The sequence below is a fragment of the Actinoplanes palleronii genome (genome assembly GCF_016862315.1).
Taxonomy (GTDB): Bacteria; Actinomycetota; Actinomycetes; order Mycobacteriales; family Micromonosporaceae; genus Actinoplanes; species Actinoplanes palleronii.
The window spans coordinates 1-14,335 of the sequence record NZ_BOMS01000138.1 but is presented as its reverse complement, the minus strand read 5'-3'; the positions used below and the strand labels follow the sequence as shown (position 1 = coordinate 14,335).

13 protein-coding genes are annotated in these 14,335 nt (G+C 72.1%); 4 read left to right on the top strand and 9 right to left on the bottom strand.

The window, feature by feature from the left end:
• Nucleotides 1-101: 101 nt before the first annotated feature.
• From Apa02nite_RS41165 to Apa02nite_RS41155, 3 genes are all read right to left on the bottom strand, one after another.
• Nucleotides 102-863, bottom strand: coding sequence for a response regulator transcription factor (locus Apa02nite_RS41165; RefSeq protein ID WP_203829912.1), 762 nt, complete (start codon nucleotides 861-863; stop codon nucleotides 102-104).
• Entirely contained in the window at nucleotides 860-2,137 is a 1,278-nt protein-coding gene (locus Apa02nite_RS41160) for a sensor histidine kinase (RefSeq protein WP_239164912.1), read from the bottom strand. Before Apa02nite_RS41160 ends, Apa02nite_RS41165 begins: the two co-directional genes overlap by 4 nt.
• An 80-nt stretch (nucleotides 2,138-2,217) precedes the next feature.
• Nucleotides 2,218-3,804 (bottom strand): phospholipase D family protein, encoded by a 1,587-nt coding sequence (locus tag Apa02nite_RS41155; protein ID WP_203829910.1) that lies wholly within the window; start codon nucleotides 3,802-3,804, stop codon nucleotides 2,218-2,220.
• Nucleotides 3,805-3,916: 112 nt separating this feature from the next.
• Here Apa02nite_RS41155 and Apa02nite_RS52105 point away from each other — a divergent pair, with 112 nt between their 5' ends.
• Nucleotides 3,917-4,042 (top strand): hypothetical protein, encoded by a 126-nt coding sequence (locus Apa02nite_RS52105; protein ID WP_269748320.1) that lies wholly within the window; start codon nucleotides 3,917-3,919, stop codon nucleotides 4,040-4,042.
• A gap of 10 nt (nucleotides 4,043-4,052) precedes the next feature.
• Here Apa02nite_RS52105 and Apa02nite_RS41150 read toward each other — a convergent pair whose 3' ends face one another.
• A complete protein-coding gene (locus Apa02nite_RS41150) occupies nucleotides 4,053-5,249 on the bottom strand; it encodes an aminopeptidase (protein ID WP_203829909.1) in 1,197 nt (398 codons plus the stop codon).
• Between the two features lie 86 nt (nucleotides 5,250-5,335).
• Here Apa02nite_RS41150 and Apa02nite_RS41145 point away from each other — a divergent pair, with 86 nt between their 5' ends.
• Entirely contained in the window at nucleotides 5,336-5,572 is a 237-nt protein-coding gene (locus tag Apa02nite_RS41145; RefSeq protein ID WP_067686936.1) for a hypothetical protein, read from the top strand.
• A 1-nt stretch (nucleotide 5,573) separates the two neighbouring features.
• Entirely contained in the window at nucleotides 5,574-6,182 is a 609-nt protein-coding gene (locus Apa02nite_RS52480; RefSeq protein WP_203829908.1) for a Clp protease N-terminal domain-containing protein, read from the top strand.
• Here Apa02nite_RS52480 and Apa02nite_RS41135 read toward each other — a convergent pair.
• The 5 genes from Apa02nite_RS41135 to Apa02nite_RS41115 all read right to left on the bottom strand — a co-directional run bounded on the left by Apa02nite_RS41135 (nucleotide 6,175) and on the right by Apa02nite_RS41115 (nucleotide 11,478).
• Nucleotides 6,175-6,345, bottom strand: a complete 171-nt coding sequence (locus tag Apa02nite_RS41135) for a GNAT family N-acetyltransferase (protein WP_203829907.1) — start codon at nucleotides 6,343-6,345, stop codon at nucleotides 6,175-6,177. The genes Apa02nite_RS52480 and Apa02nite_RS41135 overlap by 8 nt on opposite strands.
• A 229-nt stretch (nucleotides 6,346-6,574) precedes the next feature.
• Nucleotides 6,575-7,525 (bottom strand): pirin family protein, encoded by a 951-nt coding sequence (locus tag Apa02nite_RS41130; protein WP_203829906.1) that lies wholly within the window; start codon nucleotides 7,523-7,525, stop codon nucleotides 6,575-6,577.
• A gap of 130 nt (nucleotides 7,526-7,655) precedes the next feature.
• Nucleotides 7,656-8,096 carry a MarR family winged helix-turn-helix transcriptional regulator gene (locus Apa02nite_RS41125; RefSeq protein WP_067686948.1) on the bottom strand — a complete coding sequence of 147 codons (441 nt, stop codon included), beginning with the start codon at nucleotides 8,094-8,096 and terminating at the stop codon, nucleotides 7,656-7,658.
• Between the two features lie 274 nt (nucleotides 8,097-8,370).
• Entirely contained in the window at nucleotides 8,371-9,135 is a 765-nt protein-coding gene (locus Apa02nite_RS41120) for a VOC family protein (RefSeq protein ID WP_232343968.1), read from the bottom strand.
• Between the two features lie 219 nt (nucleotides 9,136-9,354).
• Nucleotides 9,355-11,478 (bottom strand): ATP-binding SpoIIE family protein phosphatase, encoded by a 2,124-nt coding sequence (locus tag Apa02nite_RS41115; RefSeq protein WP_203829905.1) that lies wholly within the window; start codon nucleotides 11,476-11,478, stop codon nucleotides 9,355-9,357.
• A gap of 479 nt (nucleotides 11,479-11,957) precedes the next feature.
• Here Apa02nite_RS41115 and Apa02nite_RS41110 point away from each other — a divergent pair, with 479 nt between their 5' ends.
• On the top strand, nucleotides 11,958-14,204 hold the full coding sequence (locus Apa02nite_RS41110; RefSeq protein ID WP_203829904.1) for a mechanosensitive ion channel family protein: 2,247 nt from the start codon (nucleotides 11,958-11,960) through the stop codon (nucleotides 14,202-14,204).
• Nucleotides 14,205-14,335 lie beyond the last annotated feature (131 nt).

Sequence of the window (14,335 nt, the reverse complement as noted above, 5' to 3'; positions counted from 1 at the left end):
GCGCCGCAACTTCACACGCTCGCTTGTCGCGGTCGTTCCGTGGGGACTTTTGGTGCGGTGCGCGCCGTAACTTCACACGCTTGTTTGGGGTGGCTGGTGGGTCAGGGGCGGGCGTTGAGGTAGGTGAGGACGGCGAGGACTCGGCGGTTGGTGTCGTCGGTCGGTGGGAGACCGAGTTTGGCCAGGATGTTGCCGATGTGCTTGCCGACCGCGGTGTCGCTGACGAAGAGGGCGCCGGCGATCGCTGAGTTCGACCGGCCCTCGGCGATCAGGCCGAGCACCGTGCGCTCTCGCGGGGACAGCCCGGCCAGCGGATCCCGGGGCCGGTGCAGGAGCCGCCGGACCACCTCCGGGTCGAGGACCGTGCCGCCGGCCAGCACCGTTCGCAGCGCCGCGACGAAGTCCTCGATGTCGGCGACCCGGTCCTTGAGCAGGTAGCCGACGCCGTCGCCGGTGGCGATCAGGTCGGTGGCGTACTCGTCCTGCACGTATTGGCTCAGCACGACCACCGGCAGGCCGGGCCGCTCCCGGCGCAACTGGACCGCGGCTCGCAGGCCCTCGTCGCGGAACTCGGGCGGCATCTTGATGTCGGTGATCACCAGGTCGGGCTGGTGCGTGCCGACCGACACCATCAGGTGCTCGGCGTCGCCGACCGCGTCCACCACCCGGAAACCGAACCGGCCCAGCACCCCGATCAACCCCTCGCGCAGCAACACCCCGTCCTCGGCGAGAACGACACGCGCACCGCCCGGCCCGCCCGCGCCCGGCCCGCCCGCGCCCGGACTGCCCGCGCCCGGACTGCCCGCGCCCGGGCCGCATGCTTCCGGGTTGTTCGGCGGCTGTGCGCCGGGTGAGGTGGTCATCGGGGGCATGGGAGCTCGACCCGCAGCAGCGTCGGGCCGCCGACCGGGCTGGCCAGCAACAAGCGGCCGCCGGCGGCGGCCACCCGGTCGGCGAGGCCGGTCAGGCCGCTGCCGGTGGACGGGTCGGCGCCACCTCGTCCGTTGTCCTCGATCTCCAGCTCGACCCGGGTGCCGTCGCCGGTCACCCGGACCCCCGCCCGGGTGGCGCGGGCGTGCTTGGCGACGTTCGTCAGCGCCTCGGCGGCCACGAAATACGCCGTGGTCTCGATGCTCTCCGGCGGCCGCGCGGCGATCCGGGCGTCGACCGTGACCGGGACCGGTGAGCTCGCGGCCAGCTCGCGCAGCGCGGCCGGCAACCCGAGATCGGTGAGCACCTGCGGGCGGATCCCGTGCACCAGGTCGCGCAGCACCACCATCAGCTCCTTGGCCTGGCTGTGCGCCAGCCCGAGCGGCGCCGAGGCGGGTGAGTCGTCCGGCAGGTCCAGCCGGGCCATGCCGAGGTGCAGGGTGAGGCTGGTGAGCCGGTGCTGGGCGCCGTCGTGCAGGTCGCGCTCGATCCGGCGGCGCTCGGCGTCGAACGCGTCGGCCAGCCGGGCCCGGGACTGCGCCACCTCGCCGAGCTGGTCGCGCAGCGGGTCGCCGGCACCGAGCAGCCGGCGCAGCAGCACGGCGTGCCCGGCGGCGAGCGCGCCGGCCAGGTAGAGCCAGGCCGGAGCGAGCAGCACCCCGAGCAGGCAGAGCGGGATGCTCGCCGGGCCGCCGTGCACCTCATACGTCCCGAACTGCCAGGTGCCGAGGCCGAACGGGCTCGCCACCATCAGCGCCTCGGCGAACAGTGCCAGGCACGCGCCGAACAGGATCGGCGGCGCGAGCAGGGCCAGCAGCAGCGTGTAGAGCACCGCCCGCCAGGTGGCCTCGTCGCGGAACCGGGCGGCGAGGTCGAGCAAGCGGTTGCCGGTGCGCAGCGGGCGCGGGTCGACCAGCCGGAGCCGGCGCCGCTCCAGGGCGGCGACCGGCAGCGCGACCAGGGGCGCGCCGCCGAGCAGCAGCCCGGTCGCGATCACGGTCAGGACGACGACGGCCGGGTCGGGCAGCTCGCCGTGGTAGATCTGGCGGCCGGCCACCAGGAACGGGAGCAGCACCAGCCAGAGGCCGAAGGCGAGCGGCGCACTGACGATCGCGGTGCCGGCCAGGAAGGCCGAGGATCGCCAGGGCCAGGGACTGATCAGGTAGTGGCGGTCGCGAAGGGCGGCGCTCAGGCTCGAGGTGGACACGAATTCACCGTAGGGAACCGCGGGCGCCCAGCCCATCCCGCTACCACCCGGTCCGGGGTATACCTAGGCATACCCCGGAGTCACCAGCGGCGGGCTCGCCGGTCGCGCCAGGGGCGGCCGTCCGGGTCGTAGATCAGGCGGTACGCCGGAGTGGCCCAGACCCGCTGGAACCACGGAAGGCTCTCGGTCTCGTGCGGGATCAACCGGCCCGGCGGGCGAGGGCCATGGCGGCCGGCGTCGCGCCAGTCGCGGAGGCGCTCGGCGGTCGCGGTCATCGTGCGTACGAAAGAAGTCGGATCGAGCAGGTCATCGGCCTGGTCGGACGAGCGGTCCAGATGCTCGCGCGCCAGCGCGAGCCGCAGTTCGCGAGGGAACCGCCGGGCCTCGTCGCCGAGCCCGGCCGGGTCCTGCGGCGCGCGCGGATCGCGGGTGTCGTCGAGGATCGCGTTGGACAGCTCGCTGTCGTGGGTCCACGAACGACGGTTGAAGTTGTCGCTGCCCACGCTGCACCACACGTCGTCGATCACGCAGACCTTGGCGTGCACGTAGATCGGGGTGCCCGCGTGGTTCTCCAGGTCGAACACGTGCACCCGGTCGGGTGCGGCGTTCTTGCACAGGTTGATGGCCTGTTCCCGGCCGACCTGGTTGGGCGGCAGCGCGAACCGGCCGTCCACGTCCGGGTGGCGCGGCACCACCGCGATCAGGTGCAGGTCCGGGTTGGTCCGCAGCGCGTCGGCGAACAGCTCGGCCACCTCGGCGGACCAGAGGTACTGGTCCTCCAGGTAGATCAGCCGGCGGGCCCGCTTGATCGCCTTGGTGTAGCCGCGGGCCACGGTCTGCTCACCGAGCGGGGCGAACGTGTATTTCGGGCGCATCGCCGGATAGGTCCGCAGCACCTGCACGGTCATCGGGCCGCAGACCGGCGGGTCGGGCGGCTGCTCCGGCAACCGGTCGGCGTGCAGGTCGGCGTGCCGCAGCGTGTCCATCAGCGTGGAGATCGGGCCGTGCTGATCGAGCGGCGCCGGATCGCACCAGCGCTCCCGGAACGTCAGGTCCAGCGCGCCGACCACCGGCCCGCGCAGCTCCAGCTGCAGGTCGTGCCAGGGCGGGGTGGGCCCGTACGCCTTGGCCATCCGCACCGCCTGCGGGTCGCCGTGGTGATCCGCGTCGTCCCGGCGGCTGTGACACAGGTCGATGCCGCCGGCGAACGCCACGTCCAGCTCGGGCCGGCCCGGGTGCCGCAGCACAACCAGCTTCTGGTGGTGCGAGCCGCCGCGCCGGACCCGCTGGTCGAGCAGCACCTCACCGCCGGCCTCGGCGATCGTGTCGCTGAGGTTGCGGTTCTCCTCCTCGCTGTACGCGAGCTTGTCCAGATGGGACCGCCACAGCAGGCCCTTGACGATCACGCCCCGGCGGGCGGCCGCCGCGAACAGCTCGGCGATCGTGGTCGGATCGTCGTCGCGCAGCCGCTCGTCCGGGTCGCCCCGCCAGTCGGTGAACAGCAGGTGGTCACCGGACTTCAGCTTCTCCACCTCGGTCATCAACCGGGCGAAATACGTTTTTCCGTGAATGAGCGGCTCGGCGGTGTTTCCCGCGCACCACGTGGGTATGTCGGTGTGCGGGTTGCCGCGTTCGGCGGCGGTGAGCAGCCAGTCCTCCGTTGGCACAGGCAATCCTCTGAGGTCGACGACGCCCTCACCGTATGCCCCCCGAGCGCCCTGCGCACGTCTACGCGATCACCCCCGATCGTCGCGTCCCCTTCAGCGGAGGAACACCAGCATGAGCAGCGAGCCGATGACCAGCACCGTTGTCCCCGAGAACCCGCAGGCCGCCGAGACCGGCCTGCTCATCGCGGTGTTGATGTTGGTGCTGCTGGGCACCACGGCGATCCTGCTGATGTCCTAGGAGCGTTGCGTCACAGCACCCACTCGTCGGCGCGGATGATGTCGATGGTGCCCTTCGGGCCGGTGCCGGTGACCGTGATGCCGTCGCCGCCGATCACCACGTCGGTGTGCACGCCGGAGCTGTTCAGGCCGAGCGCCTCGCGGTCGGCGCCGCTCATCGCCATCCCGCCCGGCACCGCGAACGGGAAGCTCTGCCCCCACGCCACGTGACAGCCGGCGTTCTCGTCGAAGAGCGTGTTGTGGAAGACGATCCCGGCCTTGGCGATCCGGCTGTCCCGGTCGACCAGGGACACCTCGCCCAGGTAGCGCGCGCCCTCGTCGGTGGCCAGCTGTGCCTCGACGAGGTCGGCGCCCTGGTCGGCGGAGACCTCGGTGATCCGGCCGCCGGCGAAGGTCAGCCGCAGCCCGGTGACCATCCCGGCCGGCAGCACCAGGGGCTTGGTCAGCCGCAGCACGCCGTCCGCGCGGTTGCGGTCCGGGCTGGTGAACACCTCCTCGGTGGGGATGTTCGGCATGTACGCGATACCGGCGCCGTCGACCATCCCGCCGCCGGTCCAGATGCAGCCGGGGATCAGCCCGACGGTCAGGTCGGTGCCCTCGCCGTGGTACCGGATCTCGGTCAGCTCGAGCGCCTCCAGCGCGGCCCCACGAGCGGCGAGCGTCGCGGCCCTTTCCTGCCAGGCCCGGGCCGGGTCGGCCTCGTCCAGGCGCATCGCGGTGCCGACGGCGTTCCAGAGCCGCTCCACGTCGGGTTCACCGAAGATCTGGGTGGCCCAGCCCGGGTTCGGCGCGCCGACGATGGTCCAGCGCAGTTTGCCCATCACGGCGTCGCGGTGGGCGAGGACCTCCTCCATCCGCTTCGCGGCGGCCTTCTGCGGGTCGGCGCCGTCGAGCACGTGCGGGTCGGCGTCACCGACCAGGGCGATCCAGGCGGCGCCCTGCTCGGCCCACTCCCGGGTGCGCTGCACCGCCCAGGGACGGCTGGCCTGCAGGTCCTCGAGGCTCGCGTGGTCGACCGCGGAGCGGCGCATCGGGCCGTCGCTGCTGATCGGCTCGACCCAGGACGCGCCGGCCGCGTAGGCCGCCTCGACCACGGCGCGGGCGATCTCCAGGTGGGCGGAGTCGAAGTTCAGGACCACGCCCTGCCCGGGCTGGACGTTGATCCCGGCACGGACGACGACATCGGCGAAGCGCTTGATCCAATCCATGCCGAAAAGTCTAGGCCTCGCGGGATCGCCGGACGGCCCGTCAACCGTGGTTGACACCGGCGCGCTGTCAACGTAGGTTGACACTCATGACCGAGGCTACCGACCTCGCCGCCGCCGCGGGCAGCGCCGACCCCCGGGTCGGGCTCCGTGCGGTGGTGGCGCTGCGCCGCCTGCTGGAGGGCTTGGAGCACCTGCAGGTGGCCAATGCCCGACGCAAGGGCTGGTCCTGGCAGGAGATCGCCGACGCGCTCGACGTGACCCGCCAGGGCGTACACAAGAAGCACGCGCACCTGATGCCGATGAACGACCCGCGGGAGGGCTGAGATGTTCGAACGATTCACCCAGAGCGCGCGCGCAGTGGTGATCGACGCCCAGGTGCAGGCACGTGACCTGGGCCATCCGGTGATCGGAACCGAGCACGTGCTGCTCGCGCTGCTCACCGCCGAGAGTGGCGCGGCCGACGTGCTGCGGGCGGCAGGCGTCGACCGGGCCGGCGTCCGGGACGCCGTCGTCGCGCACACCGGCGACCGCGGTGACGAGGCGGCCGCCGTGGCCGACCGGGACGCCGAGGACGCTGCCGCGCTCCGAGCGATCGGTATCGACCTGGCGGCGGTCCGGGCCGCGATCGAGGAGAACTTCGGGGCCGGCGCGCTGAACCTGCCCCGGCCCGCACCGAAGAAGCGGGGGATCTTCGGGAAGTTCTACGCCTCCTCCGGGCACCTGCCGTTCTCCCGGCGGAACAAGAAGGTGCTGGAGCTGGCACTGCGCGAGGCGCTCCGGCTGGGCCACAAGTTCATCGCGCCGGAGCACCTGATGCTCGGGATGATCCGCGAGGGCGAGGGCCTGGCGATGCTGATCCTGACGGAGCGCGAGGTGGACGTCGAGCGGCTGCGCGCCGAGCTGGTGCGCTCGCTGGAGACCCGGGTCAGCTGAGCTTCAGGCGCATGCCCGGCTGCTGGGTGCGCCGGAAGCCGAGGGACTCGTAGAGCGCCTCGCCGTCGGGTGAGGCGCGCAGGTCGACGGCGCGCACCCCGCGCTCCCGGAACCAGCCGAGCAGGGCGGTCGTACATCCCCGGGAGAATCCGCGGCGCCGCATGTCCGGGTCGGGGCGCGCCAGTCGTCGTTCCAGCCCGGGTCGTCGAAGGTGTGCAGCAGCACGGCGCGGAGGCGGACGATTTCGGCGGCGTCGGCGGGGGAGCCCGGGCGGATCAGCACGGTCCGACGCTAGCGGACCGCCACATCCCGGCCGGCGCGCCGGGGCCGGGACGGACCGCCTGCCTCGCGGTGCTCCAACCCGGGACTCTGCCCAGGTCGTACCGAAAGAATTAGTCGGTGTGCGGCAGACGGACTGCCGGGATGGTGCCCAACCGCCCCTTCTGGAAATCTTCGAAAGCCTGCTTGAGCTCGGCCTGCGTGTTCATCACGAACGGTCCGTACTGCGCGACCGGCTCGCGGATCGGGCGGCCGCCCATGATGAAGAGGTCCAGCTCGGTCTTCGCCTCGACGCGGATCGCGTCGCCGGGGCCGTAGGTGGCCAGCTGTCCGAGAGTGATCGGTCGCAGGTCGGGGCCGACGAAGCCGTCGCCGGAGAGCGCGTAGACCAGCGCGTTGTAGTCGGTCTGCCACGGCAGGTCGAGCCGGGAGCCGGGCTGCATGGTGACGTGCGCCAGGTTGATCGGGGTGAACGTGGAGCCCGGGCCGGACTGCCCGGCGATCTCGCCGGCGATCACCCGGATCAGTGCGCCGCCGTCCGGAGTGGTCAGCAGCGCGGACTGTTTGCCGCGGATGTCCTGGTACTTCGGGTCGATCATCTTGGCCGCGCGCGGCAGGTTGACCCAGAGCTGCAGGCCGTGGAACAGGCCGCCGCTGGTCACCAGATGCTCCGGCGGGGCCTCGATGTGCAGGATGCCGGCGCCGGCGGTCATCCACTGGGTGTCGCTGTTGGTGATCGAGCCGCCGCCACCCAGCGAGTCCTGGTGGTCCATGATGCCGTCGATCATGTAGGTGACGGTCTCGAAACCGCGGTGCGGGTGCCACGGCGTGCCCTTCGGCTCGCCCGGCGCGTAGTCGATCTCGCCCATCTGGTCCAGGTGGATGAACGGGTCGAGCTCGCTGACCGGCACCCCGGCGAACGCGCGGCGGACCGGGAAACCCTCGCCCTCGAAGCCCTTCGGCGCGGTGGTCAGCCGGCGGATCGGGCGGTAGTCGGTCGTGACCGGGTCGAGCTTCGGCAGACGGGGCAGGACCAGGACGTCGTCGACGGTGATAGCAGGCATTTCGAGCCCTCCAGACTTCGGTGAGGTCAGCGTAGCTCTTTCAAAACTGAAATACCAGGGTTTAGCTTAAAAACTGAAGAAGATTGCGGCGCGGGCCGCCAGCCTCGCGGATCTTGCGGAGGCGCCGGCCTCAGGCCTTGCGGATTTTGGCGAAGGCTCGGCCGATCGCGGCCAGCTCCTCGTCGTCCAGGTGGTCGATGAAGCTGCGCCGGACGGTCTCCAGGTGGGCCGGAGCGGCGTCGCGCAGCGCCGCCAGACCCCGCTCGGTGATCAGGGCCTCCTGGCCGCGCCCGTCGTCGGCACAACTCTGCTTCTCCACGAGTCCGCGTTTGACCATCGAGGTGATCTGGTAGGTGATCCGGCTCGGCGAGAGCACCAGCCGGTTGGCCAGCTCACCCATCCGGATCCGGCGGTCCGGCGCCTCGGTGAGCGCGACCAGGACGTGGTAGTCGTTCATGCTCAGGCCGGTCGCCGCCCGCAGCTCGTCCTCGAGCCGGGTGTGCAGCGCCCACGAGCTCTCGACATACGTCTGCCAGTGCTTCAACTGGGTCCCACTGAGCGGTTCGGCCATGGCTCGAACCTTACTCCTTAAAATCTTAAGAACAAAGATATGGTACGACCTGGGCAGGGTTCCGTGGTGGACAACGCACGGCAGGCGGTCCGCCCGGACCGCGGAGCACCGCCGGGCTGGAGTGGTCCGGCACCGTTCGAGACGATGGGACAGTGCCCGGAGACGTTGCCCGGCCCGGCCCGACCTACCAGCGGGCCGGCTGACCCGGGACAGGCGAAAGGCCGGCCCCGAGGGGTCGGCCTTTCCGCACAGGTGGAGCTGTGTGCCTGATCGGTCACTCGAAGGCGGGCAGCGCCACCATCGAGCTCAGCGAGACGGTCAGCTCGACCGGGTGATGCACCGGAGCGGCCACCGTGAACCGGGCGCCGAACGGGTCCCGCAGCACGGCGAACTCGGTCAGGCCGTCCTCGGTGGGCTCGGCCAGGAGTGCGCCGCCGAGACGCTCGCAGTGGTCCACCGCCGCGGAGATGTCCTCGACCTGGAACGCCGCACGCCACCAGGCGCCACGGTAGCCCGAGGTCAGGCCCGCGATGGCGTCGTGTGCCTGGTTGAGCCACTCGCCGACACCGAAGTCGTGACGCAGCAGCCAGCCGAACGCCGACCCGTAGAACCGCGCCGCCTGGTGCGGGTCGTCAGTGATCAGTTCCGGCCAGGACATCGTGCCCGGTTCGCCGCCCGCTTGCGCCCCCGCAAAGTCGGTCGGCTCCCAGAGCCCGATCAGCGCACCGGCCGGGTCGGCCACGATCGCCCGGCGCCCGCCGTGTGCGTCGGCCGGGTGGCTCACGCAGGTGCCGCCGGCCAGGGCCACCTGCTCCAGGGTGTCCTCGAGGTCGGGCGTGCTGAGATGCGTCAGCCACCCGTCCGGACGGTCCGCCCCGCTGCGGGTCAGCCCCGCCACGGCGCGCCCGTTCAGCTTGAAACGATCACCGGCTGACTCCCAGCCGAACAACTCTCCGTAGAACTGCGCCGCTCGCGCAGGGTCCGCACTCGCCAGTTCCACCCAGTTGGGTGTCAGTGGTGCATAGCCTCTGATCCGCATGTGCCGCTCCATGATGGACGTCCCCAGTTATCTGAGCACTCTACGGCACTGATAACGCTTCGTCACCACCGTACGGTTCATTGTCCGGTTTAGAGCAGTATTAAACTACTTAGAGTGAGCGGCCAAGTGATCCAGGTGATACCGGTCGCGAGAATGCCTCAGATGTGGAAGATCGTTCATATTGGCGGCACGGAAGGTTCGCATCGAGAGTGCGCGTTGTTACTGTCTGTTGAGTAGCATCTCGAACCAGACAGTGGAACCACGCACTGTCGGGTCGGTGCCCCACGAGTCGCTGAGCTCTTCGATCAGGCCCAGGCCACGGCCGCGGCTGGCCATCGCGTCGGCCCGGGCCCGGATCACACTGCCCCGGGTGCCGGTGTCGGCCACCGAGACCAGCAGGCGCTCCGCATTCAGGTCGATGTGCACCTGTGCCGGGGTGCCGGCGTGCAGCAGCGCGTTCGTGGTCAGCTCGCTGGTGCACAGGATCGCCGCGCCGATCACCGGCTCGGGCACCTGCCACTCGCGCAGCCGGGTGGTCATCCACTGCCGGACCCGGCTCGGCCCGGTCGGCTCCGCCGCCACCTGCATGGTCGCCGACCGGCTCATCGCCAGGGCGTGCTCGACCGCGAGCACCGCCACGTCGTCGTCGGTGGTGCCCTCGACCGCGGCGGTGGCCAGCGAGCACATGTTCCGCGGATCGCCGCTCGCCGAACCGGCGGCGGCCGCCACCAGGGCGTCCAGTCCGGCGTTCAGCGGGCGGTCGCGGCGCTCCACCACGCCGTCGCTGTACATCAGGATGGTGTCGCCCGGCTCCAGGGTCAGCGCGCCGGTCTGCCAGCGGCCGCCCAGCCCCAGCGGCGCACCCGGCGGCACCTTCACCAGCTCGGCGGTGGCCCGCTCGCCGCCCCGCCCGGCGCGGCGCAGCACCGGCGGCGGATGGCCGGCGCTGGACAGGGTGATCGAGCCGTCGGTCGGGTCCAGCACGCCGTAGACCACGGTCACGAAGATCTCCTCGTTCCGGGACTCGGCGCCCAGCGAGGTGACCAGCCGGTCCAGCCCGGCCAGCACGCTCGGCGGGGCCGGATCGGTCAGCGCGAGGGCTCGCAACGCCGCCCGGACCTGGCCCATCACCGCGGCGGCGCGCACGTCGTGCCCGGCCACGTCGCCGAGGACCATCGCCAGCCGGCCGTCGGCGAGCCGGAACGCGTCGTAGAAGTCGCCACCCGCCGCGTTGCCGTCGACACCCACGTCGTAGCGCGCGGCGATGCGGAACGTGTCCAGCTCGGGCAGGTGCTCCGGGAGCATGCTGCGCTGCAGCAGCTGGGCGGTGCCGTGCTGGGCCTCGAACCGGCGGGCCCGCTCGGCCGCCTGCGCGACCAGCTCGGCGGCGGCGCGCAGCAGGGCCCGCTCGGCCGGGAGCCAGGCGTGCGCGCGGCGGAAGCCCATGGTCAAGGCGCCGCGTACCGAAGGGGTGCGCAGCGGAAGAGCGGCCAGTGAGCGGACGTGCCGCTCGTGCCGGTCCTGTGCGACGGCGCGCAGCGGCTCACCGTCGGCGACGAAACTCGCCCGCCCGGTCTCCGCGGCCACCGCCAGCGGCGCGTCCGGCCCCGGGTTGACCCGGCGCCAGACCGGCGGCAGGCGCTCGTCGGCCTCGTCCAGCATCTCGCCGCGGATCCGGCGGACGAACCGGTACGACTGGCCGTCGTCGACGGCCAGCGCGCAGTGGTCGAGGTCGAAGGAGGCCATCGCGTAGCCCAGGACCACCCGGGTGACGTCGTCGATGGTGAGCGCGCCGGCCAGCCGGGCGGTCAGCTCGCCGAGGCTCTGCAGCCGGTGGATCACCTGGGTGGTCTCGGCGGCCACGGTCAGCACCCCGGTGATCGTGCCGCGTGAGTCGCGCACCACCGAGTGACCCCGGGTGTAGAACGCCGGGTCCGAGCCGCCCGGACGCAGCGACACCTGGCTCTCCGGCTCCAGCACGGGCTGGCCGGTGCGGAACACCCGGGCGATCACGTCGCCCATCCCGGGCTGGTCCCACGCCTCGCCGAACGCCGTCGCGGCGGGCCGGCCCAGCGCGGCCGGGTGCAGGTCGCCGAGCACCACCGCGTAGGCGTCGTTGTAGATCACCCGGAAGTCGTCGCCGTGCACCAGCATCATCGACACCGGGGACTCGAGCAGGAGATCGACGGCGGCGCGCACCGCGGGATCCCAGCGATCGATGGGCCCCAGCGGGGTGCTCGACCAGTCGAGGGCGTGCACCAGAGCAGCGCATCCCCCGGCTGCCGCGGATTGCACGGGCAGCGTGGAGATCGCTGGCGGGTGTGCCGCTCCCGAGCCGACCATGCGGAAAGCCTATCCCGGGTGGGCCGTTTGGACGATGTCGCACCGGCCGACCGTCCGATTCTTGACGGTGTGCCGGACTGATTCCCCGCAGGCCGTCACCCTGGGTGACCAACCACTGGGGCCTGCGTGTTTCTTGATCATTTGTGACCGCGGCCGTGATCGAACGGCCGGATGAGGATGCCGGGCTTCCGGTACGGGTTCCGGGTGCGGGCCCGGCCGGCCCGGGGCAGCGGCCGGTGGTGGGCCCGGCTGCGCCATTCGTGGCTTCCGGACCTTCGGATTCGTCGCCTTCTCCGGATTCGTCGCTCGTTTCCGGCAGCTCGGATTTCCCGGATCCCGCTCATGATCTTGAACGGTCGCCTTTTGCCGTCGGTTGTCGTCCGCCGGGCGCTCGTCTTGTCGGGGGCGGGTGGTAGACCCGGGACCTAAGGTTCGGGAGAGGCGTCGCGAGAGCGGCCGGGCGGAGCGAGGGAGGCCGGATGACCGGCGACGGGTTGAGCCGTGGTGTGAGTGACATGTGGCGGTCCCTGGTGCTGTACCTGCCAGTGGCGCTGGCGTTCGTCGCCGTCCTGCTGGTCGGCTGGCTGCTGGCCCGCCTCGCCCGTACGGTGACGGCGAAAGCCCTGCACCGCGTCGGCCTGGACCGGGCCGTCGGCAGTGGCCCGGCCGGCCGCCTGCTGCGTGGCGCCGACCCGGTCAAGCTCTGCGCCCGCCTGGCCTACTGGGCGGTCCTGCTGATCGCCGTGCAGTTCGCCTTCGGCCTGTGGGGGCCGAACCAGGTGAGCACCCTGCTCAACTCCCTGATCGCCTGGCTGCCTCAGGTCTTCGTGGCGATCCTGATCGTGGTGGTCGCGGTCGCGATGGCCGGTGCCGCGCACGACCTGATCCGGACCGTGCTCGGCGATCTCGGCTACGCGCGGGTGCTCGCCAAGGCGGTCGCCACGGTGATCGTCGCGCTCGGCGTGATCGCCGGCCTGGACCAGGTCGGCATCGCCACCACTGTCACCCGGGCTCTGCTGATCACGGTGCTGGCCACCGTCGCCGGCGTGATCATCGTGGGTGTCGGCGGCGGCCTCATCCGGCCGATGCAGGGCCGCTGGGAGGGCTGGCTGGACCGGGCCGCCGTGGAGTCGGTGGCGATCCGCGAGCAGGCCCGGGCGTATGCCGAGGAGCGCGCCCGCCAGGCCGAGGCCCGCGCCGAGGAGGAACGCCGCGCCGAGGAGGCCCGTCTGGCTCTCGCCGAGGAGGCCCGCAAGGCGGAGGAGGCGCGCCGCGCGGAGGAGGCTCGGTTGGCCGCGGAGGCCCGCAAGGCGGAGGAGGCCCGGCTCGCCGAGGAAGCCCGGCGTGCGGAAGAGGCCCGGCTGGCTGCGGAGGCTCGTCGCGCGGAAGAGGCCCGGGTGGCCGAGGTGGCCCGTCTGGCTCTCGCCGAGGAGGCCCGCAAGGCGGAGGAGGTGCGCCGGGCGGAGGAGGCTCGGTTGGCCGCGGAGGCCCGTCGCGTTGAGGAGGCGCGCCGCGCGGAGGAGTCCCGCCGTGCCGACGAACAGCGACGTCTCGAGACGCAGCGCGCCGAGGAGCAGCGACAGGCCGAGGCGCAACGGTCCGCCGAGGCGCGTCGCGCCGAGATCGACCGGCGGGAGTCCCGCGCCGCCGCGACCCCGCGGACCGAGCGGGAGCGACGCTGGGCCCAGCCGGAGGACGAGACCCAGGTGCTGGCGATCCCCGGCGAGGAGGACAGCCTCCACTTCATCCCTGGTTTCGGCCATCCGTTCGGCCACGACGACGAGCCGACCGACCCGGGCCGTCACCCGCTGATCTCCGATCCGACGGTGCTGACTCCGGGGGTGCGCCCGGCCGGCCAGGATCAGCAGTCCCCGTCCTCCGCGACGTCCCCGGCCGGCGCGCAGGACGCGACGGGCACGCTCGATCTGCATGATGCGACGGCTGGCGCGCAGGACGCGACGGGCACGCTCGATCTGCATGATGCGACGGCTGGCGCGCAAGATGCGACGGGCACGCTTGATCTGCACGACTCGTCGGCTGGCGCGCGCGAGGTGGCGGGCGCAGATGATCTGCGCGGTTCCGTGGGCGCGCATGATCCGCAGGGTTCGGCGGGCGCGCATGATCTGCGGAAGGCATCCGATCTGCATGATCTGGCGGGCGATTCCGGGACGCGGGATGTGGCTGGCACGGCTGAGGTGCGGGATGGTGCCGGCTCTGCTGGGCAGGGGGAGTCGGCTGACGGGTCTGGTCAGCCGGGACCGGCGGGCACGTCGGAGTCGCCTGATTCGGGTGGCGCGGCCGACGACCGGCGGGGGTCTGCTTCTTCCGCTGCGAGGGAGAGTGAGCCGGGCGTGAGCGCGGGGTCGGGCGAGGCGGCGGCGGAGACCGGCGCGGAAGAGGAAACGGTGCCCGTTGTCGGTGCGGGCAGCGCCGAGTCCGGCGGGGTGGGCGGGGCGCCGGGTGGCGGTTCGTCCGGCGTTGCTGAGGACGAGACGACCACAGTGATCACCAGCGGCTCGGAGGACGGCGAGACGACCGCGATCAGGTCACCCGGCCCGCAGCAGACCGTGGTGATCGACAACGCCGGCGACGGTGAACGCACCCAGATCGTCCCGCTGCCCGAAGCGGAACGCACCCAGGTGCTCCCCACCCCCGCCACCGACGATGACCCCACCGTCCCGACGCGCACTCAGGGCGGCTCTCGCGCACGAAACTCCGGCGAGTAGCCCACCCGAGACCGATGCCGCCTCGCATCCAGCCGAGGCGGCACGGACGGCCGCTGCCGCTCTGCAGTCAGCGCCGCGGTGACATCGCGCCGCAAGGCGCTGCCTCGCGGTCGCCCGCGGCGATGTTGCTG

What these genes read in the sequence shown, in the direction of transcription:
- Apa02nite_RS41110 (WP_203829904.1), top strand. Translation starts at nt 11,958, where the DNA reads ATGACCGGCGACGGGTTGAGCCGTGGTGTGAGTGACATGTGGCGGTCC.
- Apa02nite_RS41150 (WP_203829909.1), bottom strand. Translation starts at nt 5,249, where the DNA reads ATGGATTGGATCAAGCGCTTCGCCGATGTCGTCGTCCGTGCCGGGATC.
- Apa02nite_RS41145 (WP_067686936.1), top strand. Translation starts at nt 5,336, where the DNA reads ATGACCGAGGCTACCGACCTCGCCGCCGCCGCGGGCAGCGCCGACCCC.
- Apa02nite_RS41165 (WP_203829912.1), bottom strand. Translation starts at nt 863, where the DNA reads ATGACCACCTCACCCGGCGCACAGCCGCCGAACAACCCGGAAGCATGC.
- Apa02nite_RS41120 (WP_232343968.1), bottom strand. Translation starts at nt 9,135, where the DNA reads ATGCGGATCAGAGGCTATGCACCACTGACACCCAACTGGGTGGAACTG.
- Apa02nite_RS41130 (WP_203829906.1), bottom strand. Translation starts at nt 7,525, where the DNA reads ATGCCTGCTATCACCGTCGACGACGTCCTGGTCCTGCCCCGTCTGCCG.
- Apa02nite_RS41125 (WP_067686948.1), bottom strand. Translation starts at nt 8,096, where the DNA reads ATGGCCGAACCGCTCAGTGGGACCCAGTTGAAGCACTGGCAGACGTAT.
- Apa02nite_RS52480 (WP_203829908.1), top strand. Translation starts at nt 5,574, where the DNA reads ATGTTCGAACGATTCACCCAGAGCGCGCGCGCAGTGGTGATCGACGCC.
- Apa02nite_RS52105 (WP_269748320.1), top strand. Translation starts at nt 3,917, where the DNA reads ATGAGCAGCGAGCCGATGACCAGCACCGTTGTCCCCGAGAACCCGCAG.
- Apa02nite_RS41115 (WP_203829905.1), bottom strand. Translation starts at nt 11,478, where the DNA reads ATGGTCGGCTCGGGAGCGGCACACCCGCCAGCGATCTCCACGCTGCCC.
- Apa02nite_RS41135 (WP_203829907.1), bottom strand. Translation starts at nt 6,345, where the DNA reads ATGCGGCGCCGCGGATTCTCCCGGGGATGTACGACCGCCCTGCTCGGC.